Genomic DNA, 23,050 nt, shown 5'->3' with positions numbered 1-23,050 from the left:
ATGATTTATATTATCAATTAATAATGAAATGCATTTAAAGTTCCCCTATATTTGAAAAATATATAATTGTTCAATTGCTCAGCTTTTTCATAAGGATTGTGAAAATATATAAAGCCTGAAACGACATTTTATGTGTTGTTTCAGGCTCTATATACCTATATTTATGATCTTCTAAAATTATATTTATTAGTTCTTAAAGCTATGGACGGGAGCTGGAATTCTGCCACCTCTCATTACAAAATCGGCACTTGAAAACTTACTCACAGCCATAATGGGCGCTGTACCTAAAAGTCCTCCAAATACTACCTCTTCGCCTAGTCCCTTCCCATGAACGGGTATTAACCTTACTGCAGTGGTCTTTTTATTTATAACTCCTATGGCGGCTTCATCGGCTATAATTGCCGATATAGTAGTTTCTGGTGTATCCCCGGGAATTGCTATCATGTCAAGTCCAACGGAGCAAACACATGTCATGGCCTCTAGCTTTTCTAAATTGATAGAACCAGCCTTCACTGCATTAATCATACCTTCATCTTCACTTACAGGAATAAATGCTCCGCTTAATCCCCCTACATGGGATGATGCCATGATACCTCCCTTTTTGACTGCATCATTTAATAATGCTAAAGCTGCCGTAGTTCCATGCCCTCCACAGCTTTCAATACCCATTTCTTCCAATATCCTTGCAACACTATCTCCAACAGCTGGCGTGGGTGCTAAGGATAAGTCCAGTATTCCAAAGGGGACATTTAACATCCTTGAAGCTTCCATGGCAACCAATTGACCGGCTCTGGTTATCTTGAATGCAGTTTTCTTTATAGTATCAGCTACAACATCGAAGCTCTCACCCCTTACCTTCTCAAGGGCTGCCTTAACTACTCCTGGCCCACTTACTCCAACATTTATTATGCACTCAGCTTCCCCAACTCCATGGAACGCTCCCGCCATAAAGGGATTATCCTCCACTGCATTGGCAAAAACAACGAGCTTTGCACAGCCTATACTATCATTTTTCCTGGTCAAATAGGCAGTTTTTTTAATTATTTCCCCCATATCCCTTACGGCATCCATATTTATTCCCGATTTAGTATCTCCAATATTTACGGAAGAACATACTCTTTCCGTCTCGGCAAGGGCCTGGGGTATGGAATCTATCAGTATCCTATCGCCCTTGGAATAGCCTTTTTGCACAAGGGCTGAAAATCCTCCTATGAAATTAACTCCTACAGCCTTTGCAGCTTTATCAAGGGTCTTTGCAAACTCAACATAGTTATCATCACTACTTGCCCCTGCAATAAGGGAGATAGGTGTTACAGATATTCTTTTATTTATTATGGGTATACCATATTTAGTTTCAATGATTTCTCCAGTCTCTACTAATTTCTCGGCATATCTAACTATTTTATCGTATATTTTTCTTCTAGCCTTTTTCCCATCTGGATCGCAGCAATCTAATAGTGATATTCCCATAGTAATGGTTCTGATATCAAGCTTTTCCTTCTCAATCATTTTTATGGTTTCCATTATATTATTGAACTTACTCATAGTATTTCATCTCCTGGCATTAAATTTTATGCATGGCATTAAATATATCTTCATGCTGTATCTTGACTGACATTCCTATTTTTTTGCCCACAATCTCAAGCTTCTCCTTTAACTCCATAAAGTGAATATCCATTTTTTCAAGCTCCACAATCATTATCATAGTAAAATAATCCTGCAATATAGTTTGACTTATATCTAAAACATTAGCATTCTTCTCCGCCAATACCGACGTAACTTCAGATATAATACCAATTTTGTCCTTTCCTATAACAGTAATAACTGCTTTCATTCAGATCCTCTCCTTTTTTTTAATCACAACCTTTACTTTCAAACATAAAAAGAGACTAAATCATAACGATATAGTCTCTGGAAAATATATTTCAATTAAAGAGAGTTCCAAGTAAATCTTAATTTATATATAGGAAAATATCCGATGTTTCTGGGGATTTTTGATATGTATAAATTAAAGTTTTGACTGGAATCTCTATAAAGAATCTTAATTGAGGAAATTGCATAACTCCTACTTGGCAGAATTGCATAATATATATGGTATAGCTTTGAGGATTTTAAAACTACATGTAGTAGATGGTTTTTATAGAAAGTAATTATGCAATTTGCTCTATTTATAAAGCTTCTATTTAATAACAAAAACTTTTATAAAAATCCTTCATATATTTCCCCTGTCCTTTTACCTGAGAGTTTCACCAATACTTTCTTTGGTTTTCCCCTTCGGTGCTCAGACGAGTCTCTCCAGAGGTCTGTCCAATAACGGTCATAATTACTACTTCCACTATCTTCAACCAGAATATTAAGTTTTATAAAATTGATTCTAACATAAATTTACTATTAAAATCAACATTTTTTTGAATATTTATAAGCTTTTATATAAAATATTTTTTGATTTTATATGCCTTCTATGTGATAATAGAAGCCCTTGATTTATAAATAATATCTCTAGCTTTTTTCTTGTAGAACTGCCTTCAATTCTTTTTTCTCTTTACCATTTCTAATAATTTTTATAGTAACCTGATCTCCAACTTTTCTCTCTTTTATCAACTTACTTAACTGCTCCATTGAAAATATTTTTTCGCCTTCAAATTCAATTATTACATCGCCTCTTTTAATCCCAGCCACATCTGCAGCACTTTTTTCCATTACATCGGCAATAAATATACCTATAGGTAATTCATAAAGCTCAGATGTACTTTGATCAATATCCTTTCCTACTATTCCAAGAAATGGTCTTGATATAGAACCCTTCTTCGCAAGTTCATTAATAATAGGCTTAACTGAATTGATTGGTATAGCAAATCCTATTCCCTCAACCTTTGTATCGGCAATCTTAATGGTATTTATTCCAACAACTTCTCCATTACTATTCACAAGGGCTCCTCCGCTATTTCCTGGGTTTATGGCTGCATCGGTTTGAACTAGCTTTAGCTTCTTATCGGGAAGCTGTAATTCCCTGTTCAAAGCACTGATAACTCCAACTGTTACTGTATCGTTATATCCCATTGGATTTCCCATAGCTATAGCTGTTTCCCCAACCCTTAAAGCTTCGGAATCTCCAAATTTTGCAGCCATAACTTTTCCTAATATTTCTTTTGGTATATGTTTTTTATCTATCTTCAATACGGCTAGGTCTGTTTCTGAATCAATTCCAATTATGGAAGCTGGTACCTTCTTATTATCATATAAAGTAACCATTACTTCTGCCGCCCCATTTACAACATGCTCATTTGTTACAATCATAACATCCTTATCGCCTACTTCAAATATAACCCCTGACCCTTGACCCTCCTGAAGGTATTGATTATCAAACCAATCCCTTACTTTAACCTTACTTGTGATAGCTACTATTGAAGGTCCTACCTCCTGGGCAATATCAGCTATAGATGAACTAGTCCTATTATAATTTACCCTTTGTACCAGTGAGGAATCGATAATTTCTGTCTGCTTATTCTCCTTTACGACCTCATTGTCTTGATCATACTTCCATAAGTAGCTTTCACTAAATTTATAACCTGCACCTACTGAAAAACCCCCTACCATTGAAAAAATAATCCCAAATATCAAGATATTTTTAAATGATCTCCTTTTCTTAATAGGCGTAGTTCTTACTTCAACTATCTCTTTACAATCACTTAGAAATTCATTTTTATCCTTAAACATATATATACCTCCTTAACCCTTGGGTTCTATATTTATATAATAAATAATAAAGTTTAAGAAAATATGAATAGTTTGTAAACAAATTCATTTTAGTTATATTAGGAATATGAAGAATATAAACAAGTCAGCTTACGAAGTAATTTTGATTATTTTATAGGCACTCGGCCACAGTCCTACTCACTGTATGCAAGTGATTGAGTATGGATAAAAATAATCAAAAATACGAGTAAGATGATCAGTTTATTTTTTAAATCTGCCTTACTTTGTGGTCAATGTGAAAGTGAAAACCGTCCCTTGTTCTTTACTACTCTTTACAGTTATATCTTCTCCATGGTTTTTAATGATAGCCTTTACTATGGACAATCCCAGACCTGAACCCCTCCTGTCTTCCCCCCTTGATTTATCAGACTTATGGAATCTATGCCATATATATATCATCTCATCCCCATTAATTATATTCCCTGTATTTTTTATTGACACATGAACTTTATCTTTTCTAAGTACCGTTCTAAAACTGATTTTACCACTTTGATCTACAAATTTAATGGCATTGTCAACGAGATTGTATACAACCCTCGTAATCTGTTCTATATCCCCATTAACTAAATCATTTCCCTCAAACAAATCAAATTCTACATGTATATTTTTATCTAATAACCTAGTTTCATGCTTTTCTATTTCATTAATCAATAAACTATTTATGCTAAACTCCGTTCTACAAAGCTCCAGCTGGCCACCCTCCATTTTAGATAAATCCAAGATATCATTAGTCATCTTAGTTAATCTTTCACTTTCCCTTAAAGCGATTCTTAAGTAGTTATCCTGCTTGTCTTTAGGAATAGTTCCATCGAGAATCGCCTGTAGAAAGCCCTTAATAGAAGTAAGGGGCGAACGAATATCATGGGATAAATTTGATATAAAGGTTCTTCTTAGCTCCTCTAATTTATTTAGCTCCACAGCCATACAATTAAAATTCTCTGCCAGCTGTCCTAGCTCATCCTTTCTCCTAATAGTCAACCGTTTTTCAAAATTACCCTTTGAAACAAACCTAACGGCCTCATTTAGATTTTTAATATCCTTATTCAAATTCTTGGACAAGAAAAATGCTGCTATACACGCTATCAATATTGAAAAGATTAGACCAGTTATGGCTATCCTGTAGACATCTGACACTGTTCTTTTAATTTCTGGAATTGAAGAATGCATAAATAATGCTAAAACAACTTTATTATCAATTATAATTGGATATCCAATAGTTAGTACAGGCTCTTCGAAATAATTCCTAAATCTACCCTTTCTTTTTATGATATATCCCTTAAATACTTCTTCTATTTCTTCATAGGGCAGTTTTTCTCCCAACCATGTAGTATTTTCCAACTCTGGATCAACATAAATCTCTCCACTTCTATTCACCCACCATATTCGAGCATCCAGATATTTATCCAAAGCTTCCATTTCATCCTTCAAGCTATCGATATACCTTGGTCCTTTTTCATAAACCAGAGAATATTGCTTCTGAATTTTTTCACACTGCCCAATCAATGATTTTTCTTTTTGGCTCATAAAATAATCTTCAAATGTAGTGGATAAAATGGATATCAATGCTATAAAGCTAATCAAAATTACAACTATATATATAATAAACATTTTTCCAAATAGTGACCTCAACTCAATATCACCTCATCATAACCCACATTATTCATAGAAAATTTAAAACTCCCCTAAATATTTTTAAACTTCCTATGAATAATCTAGGTTAAACTTATATCCTACACTCCAAACCGTCTTTATTTCCCATGGGTCATTATTATTCAACTTTTCTCTTAGCCTTTTTATATGCACATCTACAGTTCTTGTCTCCCCTATAAAATCATATCCCCAAACATTGTCAAGGATTTGTTCCCTCGTAAAAACTTGATTTGGATTAGATGCTAAAAAGTATAGAAGTTCTAACTCCTTTGGTGGTATTTCAACTTTTTTTCCGTGGTATATAATTGAGTAATCCGATAGATCTATAGTCAAATTAGGGATTACTAATTGCTTATTATCAATATTTTTTGACCTGTATCTTCTAAGTACGGCCTTTACCCTAGCCAGTAATTCCTTTGAATCAAAGGGTTTGACTATATAATCATCTGCTCCCAGCTCCAGCCCTAGAACCTTGTCAAAGGTTTCACCCTTCGCTGTAAGCATTATTATAGGCACAGAGCTTTTTTTCCTAATTTCTGTACATACATCATATCCGTCTATTTCTGGAAGCATGATATCTAAAATTATTAAATCTGGAGTAAATATATTGAATTTTTTTAGTGCCTCTACTCCACTAAAATACTTCTTCGTCTCATATCCCTCTTTATTAAGATACAGGCATATTAATTCGGCAATATTTTCATCATCATCCACAACCATGATTTTTATATTTTTATTCAAATTAAATCCCTCCTTTAAAGCAATTTCTTAATTGTTGAGGAAATTGCATAACTCTTACTTGGCAAAACCTAATATGGGAATATCATCCTTAATTTAATTACTTAAGATATAAGCATATTTGATGATATAGGGATTTTAAAACTACATGTGGTAGATGGTTTTTATAGAAAGTAATTATGCGATTTGCTCTATCCTTATATTATAATCTATTTTGGAAATTTTTTATGAATTTTATAAAAGTTCTTGAAAAAATTCTCAGTTATGATATAATTTTATGAAAGGCTAATGTATATTTATACACAACGTTGTATAAATTATACTCTTTTTTATTAAATTTGTTCAGTGAAACAAAAATAAGAGGAGGTAAAAAAATGAAAGGCTATTTATTATTAGAAAATGGTACTATGTTTAAAGGTAAAATCATTAGTCAAACAAAAAATGTTCTTGGAAATGTAATACTAGACAATCAAGGAGCCATCAAATTAAAATGTAAAGAAACTGGGAATTATGGTTTCATAGTTAATGGGCCTAATGATTCCCTAGGTGATGTTTTACTATCGGATATAGATTTTCAAAGCTTAAAATCAATGGTTGAGGATAATAATATGCTTCAAGGTAAAATTGTAACTGATTCTTTACCCATTGAATATCATGTTTATGATTTAAAAACATTTATACCAGTATAAAAATAGAAAGTCTTTGGACTTTCTATTTTTTTATGAATCTATTTTGATTTGTGTCCATTTTTTACTTTTAAATCTCCTGAACATCACCATACAGAAAACAAGGAATGATATTATCTCTCCATACCATACGCCCTCTACACCATTATTTAATATTATAATAAATAAATATGTTAAAGGAATAAACATAATCCAGACTCTAAGAGACGTTATAATCATGACTCCCCTTGTATCTCCTGCCCCCCTAAGTGCCCCTGACATAACAATCATGAAATTTAAAAAAGGCTGGTTAATTCCCATAAAATACATAGTTGTTATTGAAAGTAAAATAATTTTATTGTCCCATGTAAAGAAACTTAATAGGTTATTTGGAAATATAAAAAATATTGTTCCCATAAAAATACCCCATAGTACTCCAAGGGCAGATGCAGCATATCCTGTATCCGATGCCTTCTCAATATTTTTTTCTCCAAGTGCCTTACCCACCAATGTTGCACAAGCTATTGACAAGCCCACCGCGGGCATGTATGAAATGGATTCGATGTTAATTAGTATACGAAAGGCAGCCTCGGAATTTGTATCTAATTTTGATACAATAATTCCCACTATAACAAAAGAAATCTGCATCAATGCTTGTTCAATAGCACCTGGATAACTTAGGTTCCATAATGGTCTCAATACATTTTTTGTGATTTTCATATCCTTTAATCTGATACGTATTTGGGACTTCTTAATAAATAGAATGTTTACATATAAAATGACACCTATCATTCTTGAAATAGTGGTAGACCATGCCGCCCCTGCAATACCCAACTGGGGAAAGGGACCAAAGCCTGTGATCAACACATAATTTCCAAAAATATTAAGAATATTAGCAATTCCTGTAATTACCATTGGTGCAACAGTGTTTCCAGAACCCCTTAAAATGGCTGCACATGAAAATGATATGAACATAAATATCATTCCAAATACGATAATATAGAAATATTCTAATGTTAATGCAAATACTTCCTTCGAAATATCATATATGGAGAAAATTTCTTGTGCAAATAGGAATGCTAGAATGGTAATTATAAATCCTATAACCACATTTATGGAAACTGCTTGTGCTGCTATATGATTCAACTTGCCATAATCCTTTTCTCCATAGGCCCTTGATATCATTGCAGTAGCTCCTGTATTGAAGGAAGAAAAAATAAATATCAGAGTGAAGACTATTTGATTTGCATAGCCTACAGCAGATAAAGCCTTTGGCCCAATGAACCAACTTATCATCAATGTATCGGCTAATCCAAGCAAAGTATTTAAACTCATTTCTCCAATAGCAGGGAGAGCTATAGTAATGATTGAAGCCAATAAAATTTTATAATCACTTAAAAACTTCTTTAATTTATTCATTTATATCACTTTCTTTCTTAACTCTATTTTGACGTTATACAAACCATTCTAATATTAATTACTTTATATATTTCCCACAAAAATATCATAGTAAAATCTCCATAAATTAAATGCTAGTTAGAAAATTATATCATAAAAATTTAAAAATATATAATGTGACACAGGAAAAAATTAAACTTTTAAAATATAGGGATTTTAGTATAAACTTTAATTTATACACATCAAAACGCCCTAGAAACATCGGATATTTTGAGAGGTATAAATTAAGTTTAACTTTTGGAAATCTATATTAAAGGATTTTTTTATAATCTATGTTACATTTTATATATGAAAACATATACAAGATAGAAAGGGGGCTTAAATTTGGATAAGCTATTTATTAAATTATGTGAATCATATCATGAAAAAATACTAAAATACCTATATTATTCCGTAGGAAATATAGAGGACGCAAAGGATCTTACACAAGAAGTATTTATTATCGTATATAATCGTATTGATAAGCTCCAAACCCACGACAATATAGGTGGATTTATATATCAAACAGCTAAATATGTGGTAGCTAATTTTAAAAGAAAGGCTTATAAAAAAGCCTCAATGGAAACCTCAACTGATGTAGAATTAAAAAGTAATTTTTCAGATGTATATGAAGAACTTGAAACCATCTATGACAAAAGGATCGATGAAAATCAATATGTTGATAACGTATTAGAAAGCTTATGTGAGGAGAAACAGTTACTTTACAAGCTATATTATATTGAAAATAAGAAATATAAAGAAATCGCCAAAATTCTTAATGTAAATGAAGCAAGCCTACGCATGAAATATGTACGGTTAAGACGTGAAATCAAAAAATTAACCCATAATATAGCTAAAGAAAATTTTATATAATTTCTTGTTACAAACAAATATTGTTTACATATAATAAGTGAGGAAATTGCATAACTCTTACTTGGCTCAATTGCATATGCGAATATCATCCTTAATTTAATTACTTAAGATATAAGCATATTTGATGGCTTAGCTATTGGAAATTTAAAACTATATATAGTAGATAGCTTTTGTAGAAGGTAATTATGCAATTTGCTCAAGTAATTGGATATGAGCTCAATCCAGATCAAAGGGGAGGTTATTTTATGAAAGATACCTTTAAAAACACTCCACAATTTCATAGCACAAAAAATAAACTTGATGAAGCTATTGATAATATGGATATATCTGAAATTGAAAAGCAAATCGACATACTATCTGCTAACAACCCTTTTCCTTATCCAATAGAAGATAGTAAGCTTTTTGCTAAAAGAATTATTAAACAAAATAAGGAAGGATATGATACTATGAAAAAAAATCATAAAAAATTTGCTGCCATAGCAGCTAGTTTAATACTAACTATAACTATAGGTGTAACAGCAGCATATGCTACAGGATTATTTAAAGAATTTAATTTCTTCAATAAGAATACAACTGTTAAAATTAAAACTACTCAGGACATGAGTGACGATGAAGCCCAAAAAATGGCTCAGGAAGCTAGTGATTCATATAATAATCCCAAAGACCCACAAAAAGAAACAAAGCAGGTAGATACACAATCCTTTCCTAGTATAGAAAAGGTTAAGGAAGCTCTGGGCATTGATATCGTTTTACCAGCTTATATACCAGAGGACTTTGAGATGGACAAGGATATTAAAGTACAATCTCCCTTTGATAAGAACTTCAATATATATACAACCTATAAATCTAAAGAAAATACAGAAAGGCTTTTAGGTATCACCATAATATCCGAAAATTTACCAGAGGACAGCACCCATATAACAGTTACCGATGCTGTATATCAAGATACCTACACTACCCCTACCGGAACTCAATATACATTATTTAATGAGGATAAAGGGGTTATTGCTTCAATAGAAATTGATAATATACAATATGCCTTAGTCTTTATGGGCTTAAGTGAGGATGAAATGCATAAAGTTATCGATAGTGTTGACTTAAGTACCTATACAAAATAATTTAAAGCCCGGGGGAAGATTTGTGGTTATATCCAAATCCTCTTACGGGCTTTTCTTCTATATTCTAACCATCATCATATCTTCTATTTTACTTTTCCAAAAGCTCATCGTAAGGCCATCCACCTTGACCATTTTCAAGTATAAAAAGTCTTTCAGCCTTTATTCCTTTTCCTTCAAGATGCTGTACAGTTCTTTGAGCCCCGCCTTTTCCTCCTGGGCATACAATTATTATAGGATTATCTCCTTCTAGCTGAGAAATCACTGCATCTACTTTAGCCTTTTCTTCGTCGCTTTTAACTGGGTATGCCTTTGTTGATATAGCACCTTTTATATGATGGGCATTCCATTCATCTTCCACCTGAATATCTAAAAGTGTTATATCGTCTCCCTTTTCAACTGCCTCTTTAACCTGTTCAGCCGTATAGTAGTTGTAGGTTCTCTCCTGCTCCTGCTTAGGCTGCTCTGATGAAGCTCCTGATGATTCCTCCACTGGCTTTGATCCACATCCCACTGCAGACACTGCAAGGGTAAGCATAAGTACACCTACTAAAAGTTTCTTTTTCATTTTATTATTCTCCTCCTGTATTATATATATTTAGCTCGTTGTAGAACTCTACAACTCGCATAAATACTCTATTTTTTTGATGAACTGCCCCTTATATTTTGCAGCTAATCACATGTATGTTGACATGTCCCCGTAAATGTTAACATATTGTTGATGTATTTGTCAAATAAAAGGAACACATTATCAGGCTATCCCATTCATAATAGGGATAGCCTGATAATGTGTTGAATAGGAGCATTTAATCTGACATTTTTTTACCTTAATAGTCGATGTGATTTTATGTTGTCAACAACTCCGTCTCCGTTACAGGTACATACTGTTCTAATTTTTTATCTTTTTTACTTCCTCTATACTTAATCCTGTGGCTTTGGATACCATGTCTATATCCATACCCATAAATAATAAATTTTGTGCAGTTTTAGTTATTCCTTCTTTTATTCCTTTTTTTATTCCTTCTTCTATTCCTTCCTCTTTAGCACTACTTATCATATTTGCTCTTTCGTGTAGTGACTTTTCTCTAGCTTTATAGTATTCCATTGTTTTTGGATCACTGCTTAAATACTCTAATCTTTCCTGGGCTCTTTTTATGTCTTTGTCCATTTCCATCAACTCCTTTAACTTTTCCTCTGAAATATTTGTATTAAAGAAAGTCAACCATCTTTGCAATCTATCTTCTCCTAAATTTTTTTCTTTTAATTCCCTGAATTTAGGTACTTCTATAAAATGAATCTCTACTAAATCTGTAAGCATATATTCCTTATCTTCATCTTCCCACAAATGAAATTTTGTATGGAATTTATCTAGCTTAAGATAATTAAAATCTAATATATTTATTGTTATAACCTTTGGTAAGCTTTTATAGTCTTCACCCTTGCTTATATTTTCATTAAACATTCTTCCCCAATAAAATAATGTTCTTTTATCCATATTATGTTGATTCGTAAGCTGCACCTCTATATTTATCTGTGTTCCATCTTCTGTTCTTGCCCTTACATCTAGTATGGATGTTTTATCATTTATCATATCCCGAGTTAATTCTTTATTATCTATTATTTCTAGTGTAACTATTCTTTCTCTATCCTTTTTATCTAATACTGCATTTAAAAATGCAATTAAATTGTCCTTAACTTCGTTTTCTCCAAAAAGCTTTTTAAATATAAAATCATTTAGTGGCCTTAATCTTCTCATCCTATCATTTCCTTCCTACTTATATTATATCTTAATTTCCATGTTATTTTCACTATATTCTAAATTCTTTTTTGTTGCAGCTAAAGGGACAGTGGCCCTTTTCATTTTCATCTCCATTATTATCATAGGTATAGGTTGTAGCTTAGCTGCTATTTCTAGGGAAAGCCAAGGGCCGAGGAAAGCCAGGGGTCGGAGTTGTTGACACTATTTTGGTTAAATTTTAAAACTGAAATGGATAAGATATATCAAAAAAATTATGATCTGAAACAATAGAATAAAATAATACCAATAATATTAGTTTTCACTATGATGTGAAGGCTTTTTTTATATACATCCATATGGGTACTATCTATTCGCTAAAGCACTCTTTAACCCTAAACCCCAAAAAAGACCCTAGCCAATTTTTTGACTAAGGTCTTTCCTATTTTATTCAATTATCAACATTCAAATATGTTAATGACTCAGTGCCTAACACCATTTACCTCTATTGGCAACCCGGAGAATCATCCCCTCGTTTTCTGCTCACAGGGTCTTCCGCAAGGAAGCAAGAGAACCGTCCCATCGCTTCTATTGAATTATTAAAGAACTAATACAATTATATCATGGGGAAGGTTGCAGTATAAGGTGTCAATTTTTTGACTGATACCTGATACAAAGATGCTAAGGTCGTTGAAAATGTGACAAAAGAATATATTGATTATTATACAAACCTTAGGCCTCAAAAAAAACTTGGGGGCATGCCCCCAAGTTTATATAGAAAAACCTATTTACAAATGTAAAAAAAATCTATAAATTTTACTGTCCACAAACTGTACACCATTAGGGGGTCACTCCACACTATGACCTATTTTATTATTTTTCTTTCATGTAATTTCCCTACATTTTTATGAATAGGTATTTTTTTTATGTAATAATTTGACGTTTTTATACGAAAAGCATTGATTTTTTTGTCAAAATTTGATAAAATTTTTTGTAAAAATCTTGCTTATGGGGATCGGAGATGGGTTAAATGCATAGAATCTATGTTTTTGAAGATAACCTACAATTTTCTTTAGGTGTTGAGAATTTGCTAAAAGAATATTCTGAAAAACATTCAGACTTCATAATTAAGGAACAACCTATGAGTACCCCCAATCACTAAGTAAGCTTTCTAGTCTTTTACCTAAAAACTTTTATAGATGCCATAAATCCTATATTGTTAATAAATCTAAAATAACGAAGCTTGAATTAAAGCATACGAACTATAAGGCATTTTTTTCTGATAATCAGTTTTGCCCTATTTCAAAAAAACATATCAACGATTTTACTGATATACTCAATGCTTGAGCAATAAAAATAGAAAAAAGAGGGGGTCTTTAAGACCGTCCCTCTACAAATAAATATCCCTTTCCCCTTTAGAAACTCTACTATAGGAATCTATAAGCTGCTTATCTAAGCCATGCTCCTTAAAATATGTAATATTCTTTATTTGCTGTATTTCTTTTTGTATAACCTTCTCTCCTACCATTCTTGTTTCCGGTGAAGCATAGTCATCCAGATACTCTTTATATGTTAGTACAGCATTTAGCTTACAAAACTTACCTTCTATACAGCCCTTAAGAAGTCCCATTATCTTATCTCCAGTTCTTCCGCATCTATATCCTGCAGTACAAAATGAAGTAATGGTATCCTTCTTAGCAAGTATTTTTATCATCTCATCCAGGCTCCGGGTATCACCTAGTATGAATTGTTGTTTTTCCTTTTCTTGATTGCCATTATTTTGACTATATCCACCAATTCCTATTCTACTTGAAGCATCTATTTGAGTACAACCCACATTAATAACATCATCTCTGACCTTAGGAGCTTCTCTTGCCGTGATGATCAGACCTGTATAGGGTACTGCTAATCTTAAAACAGTGACAAGCTTCTTGAATTGGTCATCATCTACTAAGTACTTAGAGTCTGAAAACATTGTTGTCCCAGATGCAGGCATAAGTCTTGGGAATGAAATCGTATGGGGGCCTATTCCAAATTGTCTTTCGAGGTCTAAGGCATGATAGATTAATCCCATAACCTCAAATTTCCAATCATAAAGTCCAAATAAGGCTCCTATGGCTAAATCATCAATGCCGGCATCCATTGCTCTATGAAGAGCATAAAGTCTCCATCTATAGTCGGATTTAGGTCCAAATGGATGTATAGATTTATATAAATTACGATTATAGGTTTCCTGAAACACTTGATATGTACCAATCCCAACATCCCTGAGCTTAATAAGGTCTTCCGTTGACATCGGCGCCGCATTTACATTTACTCTTCTAATGTTTCCATAGCCCTTGCCATAGGGAGATTTCTTCTTTACATCATAAACTGCTTTTATTGAGTCACACATATAGTCAATATCTGAAAGGGGATGTTCTCCATACACAACGATAAGTCTTTTATGCCCTTCATCGATTATGACTTCTGTTTCCCTTTTTATTTCTTCCATATTTAATCTTTTTCTTTTTTCTTCTTTGTTATTAGTTCTAAATCCACAATACTTACAGCCATTGACACAAAGATTACTGCAGTATAGGGGTGCAAAAAAAACAATTCTATTATCATATACCCTTCGTTTTATTTCTGCTCCTGCTTCATACATCTCTTCCCACAGCTCTTCATCGGTCACATTAAGAAGTAAAGCAACCTCATCGGGACATAGTGTTTCGATTGATTTTGCTTTTTCAATAATAGCTCTGATTTGACTTTTATCATTTGTTTTTATTGCTTGAAGCTTTTGTGAGATTATTTTCTCATCGATAAAATCTTTACCATTGATCAAATATTTATCAATCTGTTCTTGTTTTATAACTTGGTTTCCCCAATCATTTAATGACATCGTTGCCATGTAAATCATCCTTTCAAAAACATTTTTTTATGGAGATATGATCACCCCTACTCATATCAACCTCATATCCTGCGTTTTTTATTAGATCCTTTACTTGAGCTGTCAAAGTGTTTGCATTATCAGCTGTATCCCCTTTTCCTTTATAAATATCATAGTTCTTTCTTTTTTCCGAGCTTGTTAAATTGGTCATTATCACATTTGCCCCTGCTTCAAGACTTTTCCCCCAACTGCTAGGGTCTAAGCATCTTAAGGCAGTAGTTGTAGGCAGAAGCACCTCGGGGAGTAAGAGCCTTATGATAGCCAAACAGATTATAGTCATATCCACAGGGCCATTTGGATAATCCTTTAATGGCGTTTGAGGGTGTGATATGAAGGGGCCTATTCCCACCATATGGGGATTTAGAGCCTTTAAAAACAATAAATCCTCTGTAATATGGATAATACTTTGCTCTGGAAGTCCAACTATAAACCCGGCACCCACTTGATAGCCAATGTTTTTAAGATTTTTTAAACAGTTAATTCTATTATCATAGCTCATACTTGGATGCAGCTTTTCGTATAAGCCTCTTTCAGCTGCCTCATGTCTTAGTAGGTATCTATCCGCCCCGGCTTCAAATAGCTTAGTATAGCTTGAGCTACTTTTTTCTCCTATGGATAGCGTTACAGCCACATCTGAAAAGTCTTCCTTAATGCTGTAAAGAATACTTTGAAGCATTTCATCGGTATAATGTAGATCTTCACCGCTTTGAAGCACAAAGGTACGATAACCCATCTCATATCCTTTTCTACAACATTCCATTATTTCAGATTTGCTCATCCTATATCTGTTGACTATATTATTTGAGCTACATAGTCCACAGTACATGCATGTATTTTTACAATAGCTAGAAAACTCAACAATCCCCCTTAGGATAACTTTTTTACCATATACTTTTTGTCTAACTATGTCTGCATACTCAAAAAGTATTTTTTTATGTTCATCATCAATATTACTTAACAGTTTTATAAGTTCCTTTTTTTCTAAATTATTAGTCCTATATAGTTTATCTAGTATTTTTTTCATGCTTCTATGTTCTTCTTTGAGAATGATGTTTTTATATTGACCCCCTGTATATTACCAAGTTTGCCTGTTAAGCTATTTATTTCATCTAATGAGCCATATACGATTATTGAGATTACAGAAACACACTCTTCCTCAAAAGGAATACCCATCCTTCCCCTTACAATTCCCTTAAAATCAGATACTATATCGTTAAATTGACTTTGACAATCCCTTGGATTATCTAGTACAGCTCCTATAACAGCTATTTTTCTTTTGATATTAATCATCTCCTTTTCTAAATTTAGGGGAATAAAAAAACTTTCCAAAAAGGAAAGCTCGGCTTTTAAATTTTATGACAAAAACATATTAATAGGCTGCTAGTTTTTTATTCCATAGCAGTTGTCATAATATCATATGCCGTAGTTCCTTTTCAAATTAGAATACTCTTCTTTGGAAGGGCTACTTTTTATACAACAAATCCTTAAAGAATATTCTCTAAGAATTTGAAGCTTCATATTGTTATAATATAACATTAATTCATTTATTTCCATTAATTATATAATAAATACCACCACATTTCAATACTGGTTATAAATATAGGAATATTATTTCTTGGTATTTTTCACATTTGATACATTAATTCAACATATACATAATATATCTATAATAATTGAAGAAATTACATAATTGTAACTTGACTGGATTACATAATGCATGGGATATGGCTTTGTAGATTTTAAAACTATATATAGTGGATGATTTCCACAGATGGTAACTATGGAATTTCTTCAGTTTTAAAAATAAACTTCAGAGGAGGGGGGGAGTATAAGTTTTTATTGGATTTTGAGAAAATAAATTTAAAATGGGAGTGGTGATTAATATGAAAAACAGATTCTTAAAAACTACAAGCTTTGTTTTGATCCTTACACTTGTGCTAGTAAATATGTTTAGCATCAATATGTTAACAATGGTTAACGCTGAAAGTAGTCCATTGACAGTATCAGAAGCATTATTGGAATCCCAGGGTACAACTGTCACCATAGAAGCCTACATAGTTGATGGATTTAACGATCAGTATGCCATTAAGGTAGCTGATACTAATAATGCCTCAGCTGCAGATTATCTGATAGTTAAGCTGGAATCAAATATGAGACAAGAGTTCAGCCCCGTAAATAATCCCCAGGCACTGGGAAGGAAAATAAGGGTAACTGGTAAAAGAGATATTTATTCCCATGAGGAATCCATAGAGCAAGTTTCCTCTATCGAATTTATTGATGGTGGTTCATCTCAAGGCGGTCAAGATGTAGCTAACGCACTTAATGAAGCCCATGGTACAACTGTCACCATAGAAGCCTATATAATTGATGAATTCAACGATCAGTATGCCATTAAGGTAGCTGATACTAACGATATTTCAGCTGCAGATTATCTGATAGTTAAGCTGGAATCAAATATGAGACAAGAGTTCAGCCCCGTAAACAATCCCCAGGCACTTGGAAAGAAAATAAGGGTAACTGGTAAAAGAGATGTTTATTCCAATGAGGAATCCATAGAGCAAGTTTCCTCTATCGAATTTATTGATGGTGGTGGTGGAACCCCTTCACAAAATTATAACTGGAACAACACAATACCTGAGAAGACTCCTTCTCCATCAAATGATAACGGAAAATTAGTACTCTTTGATAATTCTCATTTTGAAACTGCTGGAAATGCTGATTGGGTAATTGACGGTGGCTTCTCAGATTTTGCTGATGCTTTAGTTGAGGAAGGCTATACAGTTAGGGAATATAGGGGTATTGATAAGAACGGTGACGGAGCTATACGTTTTTATGATGATAGACAATCATCAAATGTTGATATAAATGAGGCATTGATTACATACGACTCTATTAATGAAGCTGATGTATTTATAATGGCCGAGCCCAATAGACCACTTAGAGCTTCAGAGTATGCAGCATTAAAGCAATTTGTAGATGATGGTAAGGGCATTTTTTTAATATCAGATCATTATAATGCTGATAGAAATAAAAATACTTGGGATTGCACTGAGGTTTTTAACGGATATAATAGATCAACGGATTTAAGCTATGATATGGATGGGGAATATATGGATATGAGGAATCCTCAAAATGCTAACTCAGGTTGGTTATCACAGAACTTTGGAATTAGATTTAGATTTAATGCAATAAATTGCATGGACGGAGTTTCAGGGATTAGATCTGTAGAAGAAAGTGAAGGAATTACCCAGGGTGTACAACCGATTCTTATGGCTGCGGGAGGTACAATGTCAATTACTAACCCTGATATAGCTAAAGGGATAATATATTTTAGTGACAATGACTCCCCAACTAAATGGAACCATGCCGCTGATTTAGGTCTATACTTTGGTGGGGAAAAAGAGGGTGCCTATGTGGCTATTTCAAAGCCTAGCTTAGGTAAAGCAGCATTTATTGGAGACTCCTCTCCTATAGAAGATGCATCTACTAAGTATAAAAGAGAAGATGGTGGTAATAAAAATACCTATCCTGGCTGGACCGATAACGGAAATGCAGCTACATTATCTATAAATATAGTTAATTGGTTAGCTAATCAAGAAAGTTATATAGGTTTTGATGGTGTTGCCCATACAAAGGGAATATTGACTCCTGAAGCTATGGCTGATGTAGAAAGGAATGAAACTGCAGATGAACCATGGAGTACCCCTTCCTACGATCCATGGAATACTGATACTTTTTCACCTGGATCCTATGGGGCTCCATCGGGTTATTAATAGGTGTTGCTAAAAAAATATAAGAAGTCCTAGTAAGAGTTATGCAATTCCCTCAAGTAATAAAAAAGTGGCAAGGGTCAGATTTAAACCGACCCTTGCCACTTACTCGTTAACTATAAAGAACTATCATAGTCATTTATCTTATTTAAATACTTCCTACCTTCAATGCTCTCATAGAGTTAAGTACTGCTATCAGTGCTACCCCTACATCGGCAAATACTGCCGCCCACATGGTCGCCATACCCATGGCTCCAAGTATCATCACTATTACTTTTATACCTAATGCAAATACAATGTTTTGCCATATTATTCTTTTGGTTTTTTTTGCTATTTTTATTGCACTCACCAGTTTTAAAGGTTCATCGGTCATGAGAACAACATCGGCTGCTTCTATTGCTGCATCTGAGCCCAGTGCCCCCATAGCCACACCTATATCTGATCTAGCCAGAACTGGTGCATCATTTATGCCATCTCCAACGAATATAAGATTCCCTTTGGATTTTTTTTCTTTATCTAATTGTTCTAACTTTTCAACCTTATGCTGGGGTAAAAGCTCTGAGTACACTTTGTCCAGCCCAAGACTTTCGGCTACCTTTTCCGCTACTTTCCTATTATCTCCTGTAAGCATTACCGTCTTATTGACTCCTATTGCTTTAAGCTCCTTTATAGCATTTTCTGCGTCTAACTTAATTTCATCGGAAATAATAATATGGCCTGCATATTCCTTATCTACTACAATATGAACTATTGTCCCAGTAAAATGAATATCATCAAATTCTATATTTTTTTGCTTCATAAGCTTATCATTTCCTGCTAAAACTTTTTTACCCCTTATTACAGCACTTATACCATATCCTGACAATTCATCATATGACTCTATATCCTCTTTATTGACCTCTTTACCATATTCCTTTAATATAGAGGCCGCAATTGGATGGTTAGAATAACTCTCAGCAAAGGCAGCAAGCTCTAATAGTTCCTCCTTGGATATATGGGCCTTTGCTTTGATTTCAGTTACTTTAAATACGCCCTTTGTTAAGGTTCCTGTTTTATCAAATACTACTGTGTCTACATTGTTAAGGGCCTCTAAGTAGTTCCCACCCTTTATAAGTATTCCAGACTTTGATGCTCCACCTATACCTCCAAAAAATCCAAGTGGTATAGATATCACTAAGGCACAAGGGCATGATACTACTAAGAATATAAGTGCCCTATATAACCACTGAGAAAATGTTGCACCTTCAATAACAAGTGGAGGAATTACAGCCAAGGCTAGGGCACTAAAAACTACAATAGGTGTATAATATCTTGCAAATTTTGTTATAAATTTTTCAATTGAAGCTTTCTTACTACTTGCATTTTGAACTAAATCTAATATTTTAGATACAGTGGATTCACTAAAATCTTTATCAACTTTAATAGTCAGCAGTCCGTTTTTATTAATAAATCCACCTAGAACTTCACTTCCCACCACGACATCCCTCGGCATAGATTCTCCTGTAAGTGCGGATGTATCAAGGGTAGATGTCCCTTCTATAACTATCCCATCCAAGGGAACCTTTTCACCGGGTTTTACTACTATTATGTCATCGATATTTACTTCCTCAGGTGATACCTTCTTTAAGTCATTTCCTATTTTAAGATTGGCATAGTCTGGTCTTATATCCATTAATTCAGCAATTGATTTTCTTGAACGATTAACTGCCAACCCCTGCATAAACTCTCCTGCTTGATAAAATATCATAACCCCTGCACCCTCTGGGAATTCTCCTATGGCAAAGGCTCCAACGGTTGCTATAGCCATTAAAAAATTTTCATCAAATATTTGTCCTCGCAATATATTTCTTCCAGCCCTAAGAAGTACTTCCCCACCAACTAAAATATAGCTGATAAAGAATATCCCAAATTCAATGGGCTGGGAGAATTTAAAGACTAAGCCTACAATAAATAGAACTGCTCCTATACCTAGTTTTATTAATTCTTTCCTATTATTTCCCTCCCCATGACTATGGTGATGAGCATGGGTATGTTCATGATCATCACAATGATGGTGTCCATGATCATCATTATAGAGGTTTTCTTTGCTTTCTTCTATTACATTTACATGGGGTTCAATATCTTTTATTATTTTAATTGCTTCTTCAGTGATTCTAGTCAAGTCCCTTTTATTGGCTTCCATAATCAATTTTCCAGATGCGAAATCAATATAGGCCTTATTCACACCCTGTAATTCCTTGATCTTTGTTTCGATCTTGGCACTACAGTTTGCACAAGCCAGTCCCTTTAGGACTAAGACTTTCTTTCCAGTCTTATTTAGTCCCCTTTCATTGACTACAACATGGGGTTCAAGTTTTTTTACTATATTTTTTGTTTGTGATATTACCTCTTTACTCTTTCCCACATCAGCTATGTCTATGGCCATTGTCTTGGTAACAAAGTTTAGTGAAGCTAGCTTAACATGGGATAACTCATTTACTCTTCTTTCTATCTTTGCAGCACAATTAGCACAGTTGAGTCCTTCTAAGGATAACTCAACCTTTACTTGGTTAGACATTATTCATACTCCCCCTTCAAGCCCTACATGTGACTTATATGGCTAAAGCCTTGATCAAATATATTCTTAACGTGTTCATCATCAAGGGAGTAATAAACTGCCTTTCCTTGCCTCCTATATTTTACAAGTCTAGCAGCTTTTAAAACCCTTAATTGATGGGATATTGCAGATTGTGACATTCCAAGAGCTGCGGCAATATCACAAACACACATTTGTTCTTCAAATAAAGCACATATTATCTTTATTCTGGTCGTATCACCAAAAACCTTAAATAAATCCGCTAAATCATATAGCTTTTCTTCTTGGGGCATCTTTGATTTAACACTATCAACTATATCCTCATGTATGACATTACAATTACACATATCTTTATCTGATTTCTTATTAGTCATTAGATCACCTCGTTAGATTAATGATTATATATGAATGATTGTTCATATGATCATCTATACAATAATATATACCTATTTAAAATAAAAATCAACCTTTTTTTATATAAATATTATCCAAAAATTGGTGTGAAAATATAAAGGAATAGAATAAAAGTATGGGGAAGGTATTAGAAATACACTTGAAATGTTTATTGGAACACTAAGAATACTAAATTTTATTTCATAAAAAAATTGTTTAAGGAAAGATATACCTACATGATCTTTTCCTTAAACAATTAAATTCTTGTTCATAGATTTTTAGTTGTCTTGTAAAATAAGTTCTAATTTTTCAATAAATTTTTGTGTTTGCTCAATGGTTCCTGTACTGACCCTTATCCAGTTATCCCAATTCCAAAGATAGCCTGGTCTCATTATAACTCCCTGCTCCAATAGCCTTTGGAATACTACTCTAGAATCCATATTTATATTAACAAAAATAAAATTAGAATTGGATTTTATATATTCTAAATTATTATCTTCAAAGTATTTCTCCATCATTTCCATAGATTCATAATTTAATTTTACTGTTTTTTCTATATGCTCATCATCTTCAAGGGCAGCTACGGCAGCTACCTGGGCTAATCTGTTGGCATTAAATACTCCCTTTACCTTAGTCATTTCATTTGCTATTTCCTTAGATGTTAAGCAATATCCCGTTCTAACCCCTGCAAGTCCTGCCACCTTTGAGAAAGTTCTAAGTATAATGGTGTTTGGTCTTTTCTTTAGTATATTTATGCTGTCAGGGTATTCAGGATTTTTTATGGCATACTCATAATATGCTTCATCAAGAACTACTACAATATGTTCTGGAATATTGTTAAATAAATAGTCTATCTCTTCTCCAGTCATAATATTCCCCGTTGGATTATTTGGATTACAGACAAAAATTAATTTTGTGTTTTCATTTATATTTTCTACAAAGCCTTCAAAATCATGCTTGTAGTTCTTAAGGGGAATCTGTACTAATACACCTCCCATATGGGAAACACTAGTACTGTATAATCCAAATGAAGGAAGTGCCATTATCGCCTCATCCCCAGAATTAATAAATGTCTGAGCAATGAACTTTATGATCTCTTCTCCACCATTTCCAACCACAATTTGTTCTGGGCTTAAATCATATTTCTGTGCTAATTTCTCTTTTAATGTAGCTACCCCTGGATCTGGATAAATATGAATATTTGCTGCTTCCTGCTTTATAGCCTCAACTGCTTTCTTTGAAGGCCCTAAAGGGTTTTCATTAGACGCTAGCTTTACTATGTCTTCTAAACCTAATTCCTTTTTTACTTCCTCAATAGGTTTACCGGGAACATAACGCTTTAATGTCAGTACTTCTTTTCTAAATAGATTATCCTTCATATATTTTCCTCCTCATATAAAAGCTATAGTAA

The 23,050-nt window shown here is 33.3% G+C and carries 18 protein-coding genes and 1 riboswitch; of the genes, 4 read left to right on the top strand and 14 right to left on the bottom strand.

Annotation, left to right across the window (positions count from 1 at the left end; genetic code table 11):
* Positions 1–186 precede the first annotated feature (186 nt).
* The 5 genes from N4A68_02425 to N4A68_02405 all read right to left on the bottom strand — a co-directional run bounded on the left by N4A68_02425 (position 187) and on the right by N4A68_02405 (position 6,126).
* Positions 187–1,545, bottom strand: a complete 1,359-nt coding sequence (locus N4A68_02425; GenBank protein MCT4563172.1) for a PFL family protein — start codon at positions 1,543–1,545, stop codon at positions 187–189.
* 19 nt (positions 1,546–1,564) lie between these two features.
* On the bottom strand, positions 1,565–1,834 hold the full coding sequence (locus N4A68_02420; GenBank protein MCT4563171.1) for an ACT domain-containing protein: 270 nt from the start codon (positions 1,832–1,834) through the stop codon (positions 1,565–1,567).
* Positions 1,835–2,215: 381 nt separating this feature from the next.
* Positions 2,216–2,309: riboswitch (glycine riboswitch) on the bottom strand.
* Between the two features lie 190 nt (positions 2,310–2,499).
* Positions 2,500–3,717: a trypsin-like peptidase domain-containing protein gene (locus N4A68_02415; protein ID MCT4563170.1), complete on the bottom strand. Its 1,218-nt coding sequence runs from the start codon at positions 3,715–3,717 to the stop codon at positions 2,500–2,502.
* 258 nt (positions 3,718–3,975) lie between these two features.
* On the bottom strand, positions 3,976–5,385 hold the full coding sequence (locus tag N4A68_02410) for a HAMP domain-containing histidine kinase (GenBank protein MCT4563169.1): 1,410 nt from the start codon (positions 5,383–5,385) through the stop codon (positions 3,976–3,978).
* 72 nt (positions 5,386–5,457) lie between these two features.
* Entirely contained in the window at positions 5,458–6,126 is a 669-nt protein-coding gene (locus N4A68_02405; protein MCT4563168.1) for a response regulator transcription factor, read from the bottom strand.
* Between the two features lie 392 nt (positions 6,127–6,518).
* On the opposite strand from N4A68_02405, the gene N4A68_02400 reads away from it, so the two are divergent.
* On the top strand, positions 6,519–6,833 hold the full coding sequence (locus N4A68_02400) for a hypothetical protein (protein MCT4563167.1): 315 nt from the start codon (positions 6,519–6,521) through the stop codon (positions 6,831–6,833).
* Positions 6,834–6,863: 30 nt separating this feature from the next.
* Here the strand turns inward: N4A68_02400 and N4A68_02395 are convergent, their stop codons facing one another.
* Positions 6,864–8,228, bottom strand: coding sequence for an MATE family efflux transporter (locus tag N4A68_02395; GenBank protein MCT4563166.1), 1,365 nt, complete (start codon positions 8,226–8,228; stop codon positions 6,864–6,866).
* 363 nt (positions 8,229–8,591) lie between these two features.
* Between N4A68_02395 and N4A68_02390 the strand changes: the two genes are divergently transcribed.
* Complete coding sequence (locus N4A68_02390; protein MCT4563165.1) at positions 8,592–9,119, top strand: sigma-70 family RNA polymerase sigma factor; 528 nt, start codon at positions 8,592–8,594, stop codon at positions 9,117–9,119.
* Between the two features lie 245 nt (positions 9,120–9,364).
* Positions 9,365–10,237 carry a hypothetical protein gene (locus N4A68_02385; protein MCT4563164.1) on the top strand — a complete coding sequence of 291 codons (873 nt, stop codon included), beginning with the start codon at positions 9,365–9,367 and terminating at the stop codon, positions 10,235–10,237.
* An 88-nt stretch (positions 10,238–10,325) separates the two neighbouring features.
* Here the strand turns inward: N4A68_02385 and N4A68_02380 are convergent, their stop codons facing one another.
* The 5 genes from N4A68_02380 to N4A68_02360 all read right to left on the bottom strand — a co-directional run bounded on the left by N4A68_02380 (position 10,326) and on the right by N4A68_02360 (position 16,191).
* Positions 10,326–10,802, bottom strand: coding sequence for a rhodanese-like domain-containing protein (locus N4A68_02380; protein MCT4563163.1), 477 nt, complete (start codon positions 10,800–10,802; stop codon positions 10,326–10,328).
* A 321-nt stretch (positions 10,803–11,123) separates the two neighbouring features.
* Positions 11,124–11,990, bottom strand: a complete 867-nt coding sequence (locus N4A68_02375) for an Rpn family recombination-promoting nuclease/putative transposase (protein MCT4563162.1) — start codon at positions 11,988–11,990, stop codon at positions 11,124–11,126.
* Positions 11,991–13,359: 1,369 nt separating this feature from the next.
* Complete coding sequence (hydG, locus tag N4A68_02370; protein MCT4563161.1) at positions 13,360–14,862, bottom strand: [FeFe] hydrogenase H-cluster radical SAM maturase HydG; 1,503 nt, start codon at positions 14,860–14,862, stop codon at positions 13,360–13,362.
* A gap of 13 nt (positions 14,863–14,875) precedes the next feature.
* The gene (gene hydE / locus N4A68_02365) at positions 14,876–15,925 is read right to left on the bottom strand and encodes a [FeFe] hydrogenase H-cluster radical SAM maturase HydE (protein ID MCT4563160.1); all 1,050 of its coding nucleotides are present in this window, start codon (positions 15,923–15,925) and stop codon (positions 14,876–14,878) included.
* The gene (locus tag N4A68_02360; protein ID MCT4563159.1) at positions 15,922–16,191 is read right to left on the bottom strand and encodes an iron-only hydrogenase system regulator; all 270 of its coding nucleotides are present in this window, start codon (positions 16,189–16,191) and stop codon (positions 15,922–15,924) included. Before N4A68_02360 ends, hydE begins: the two co-directional genes overlap by 4 nt.
* Before the next feature lie 593 nt (positions 16,192–16,784).
* Here N4A68_02360 and N4A68_02355 point away from each other — a divergent pair.
* On the top strand, positions 16,785–18,674 hold the full coding sequence (locus N4A68_02355; protein ID MCT4563158.1) for a DUF6359 domain-containing protein: 1,890 nt from the start codon (positions 16,785–16,787) through the stop codon (positions 18,672–18,674).
* A gap of 145 nt (positions 18,675–18,819) precedes the next feature.
* On the opposite strand, the gene N4A68_02350 is transcribed toward N4A68_02355, so the two are convergent.
* From N4A68_02350 to hisC, 3 genes are all read right to left on the bottom strand, one after another.
* Entirely contained in the window at positions 18,820–21,228 is a 2,409-nt protein-coding gene (locus tag N4A68_02350; GenBank protein MCT4563157.1) for a heavy metal translocating P-type ATPase, read from the bottom strand.
* A 23-nt stretch (positions 21,229–21,251) separates the two neighbouring features.
* The gene (locus tag N4A68_02345) at positions 21,252–21,620 is read right to left on the bottom strand and encodes a metalloregulator ArsR/SmtB family transcription factor (protein ID MCT4563156.1); all 369 of its coding nucleotides are present in this window, start codon (positions 21,618–21,620) and stop codon (positions 21,252–21,254) included.
* Between the two features lie 297 nt (positions 21,621–21,917).
* A complete protein-coding gene (gene hisC, locus N4A68_02340; protein MCT4563155.1) occupies positions 21,918–23,018 on the bottom strand; it encodes a histidinol-phosphate transaminase in 1,101 nt (366 codons plus the stop codon).
* Between the last annotated feature and the right edge of the window lie 32 nt (positions 23,019–23,050).

It is taken from the genome of Maledivibacter sp., from assembly GCA_025210375.1.
GTDB lineage: Bacteria > Bacillota > Clostridia > Peptostreptococcales > Caminicellaceae > JAOASB01.
Note: the sequence above shows the minus strand (reverse complement) of the source record. Positions and strands in the feature narration are given on the sequence as shown.

Coding starts and splice junctions, on each gene's coding strand:
- hisC (MCT4563155.1), bottom strand. CDS start 23,018: ATGAAGGATAATCTATTTAGAAAAGAAGTACTGACATTAAAGCGTTAT.
- N4A68_02405 (MCT4563168.1), bottom strand. CDS start 6,126: ATGGTTGTGGATGATGATGAAAATATTGCCGAATTAATATGCCTGTAT.
- N4A68_02420 (MCT4563171.1), bottom strand. CDS start 1,834: ATGAAAGCAGTTATTACTGTTATAGGAAAGGACAAAATTGGTATTATA.
- N4A68_02380 (MCT4563163.1), bottom strand. CDS start 10,802: ATGAAAAAGAAACTTTTAGTAGGTGTACTTATGCTTACCCTTGCAGTG.
- N4A68_02345 (MCT4563156.1), bottom strand. CDS start 21,620: ATGACTAATAAGAAATCAGATAAAGATATGTGTAATTGTAATGTCATA.
- N4A68_02415 (MCT4563170.1), bottom strand. CDS start 3,717: ATGTTTAAGGATAAAAATGAATTTCTAAGTGATTGTAAAGAGATAGTT.
- N4A68_02350 (MCT4563157.1), bottom strand. CDS start 21,228: ATGTCTAACCAAGTAAAGGTTGAGTTATCCTTAGAAGGACTCAACTGT.
- N4A68_02375 (MCT4563162.1), bottom strand. CDS start 11,990: ATGAGAAGATTAAGGCCACTAAATGATTTTATATTTAAAAAGCTTTTT.
- N4A68_02395 (MCT4563166.1), bottom strand. CDS start 8,228: ATGAATAAATTAAAGAAGTTTTTAAGTGATTATAAAATTTTATTGGCT.
- N4A68_02425 (MCT4563172.1), bottom strand. CDS start 1,545: ATGAGTAAGTTCAATAATATAATGGAAACCATAAAAATGATTGAGAAG.
- N4A68_02400 (MCT4563167.1), top strand. CDS start 6,519: ATGAAAGGCTATTTATTATTAGAAAATGGTACTATGTTTAAAGGTAAA.
- N4A68_02360 (MCT4563159.1), bottom strand. CDS start 16,191: ATGATTAATATCAAAAGAAAAATAGCTGTTATAGGAGCTGTACTAGAT.
- hydE (MCT4563160.1), bottom strand. CDS start 15,925: ATGAAAAAAATACTAGATAAACTATATAGGACTAATAATTTAGAAAAA.
- N4A68_02385 (MCT4563164.1), top strand. CDS start 9,365: ATGAAAGATACCTTTAAAAACACTCCACAATTTCATAGCACAAAAAAT.
- hydG (MCT4563161.1), bottom strand. CDS start 14,862: ATGGCAACGATGTCATTAAATGATTGGGGAAACCAAGTTATAAAACAA.
- N4A68_02355 (MCT4563158.1), top strand. CDS start 16,785: ATGAAAAACAGATTCTTAAAAACTACAAGCTTTGTTTTGATCCTTACA.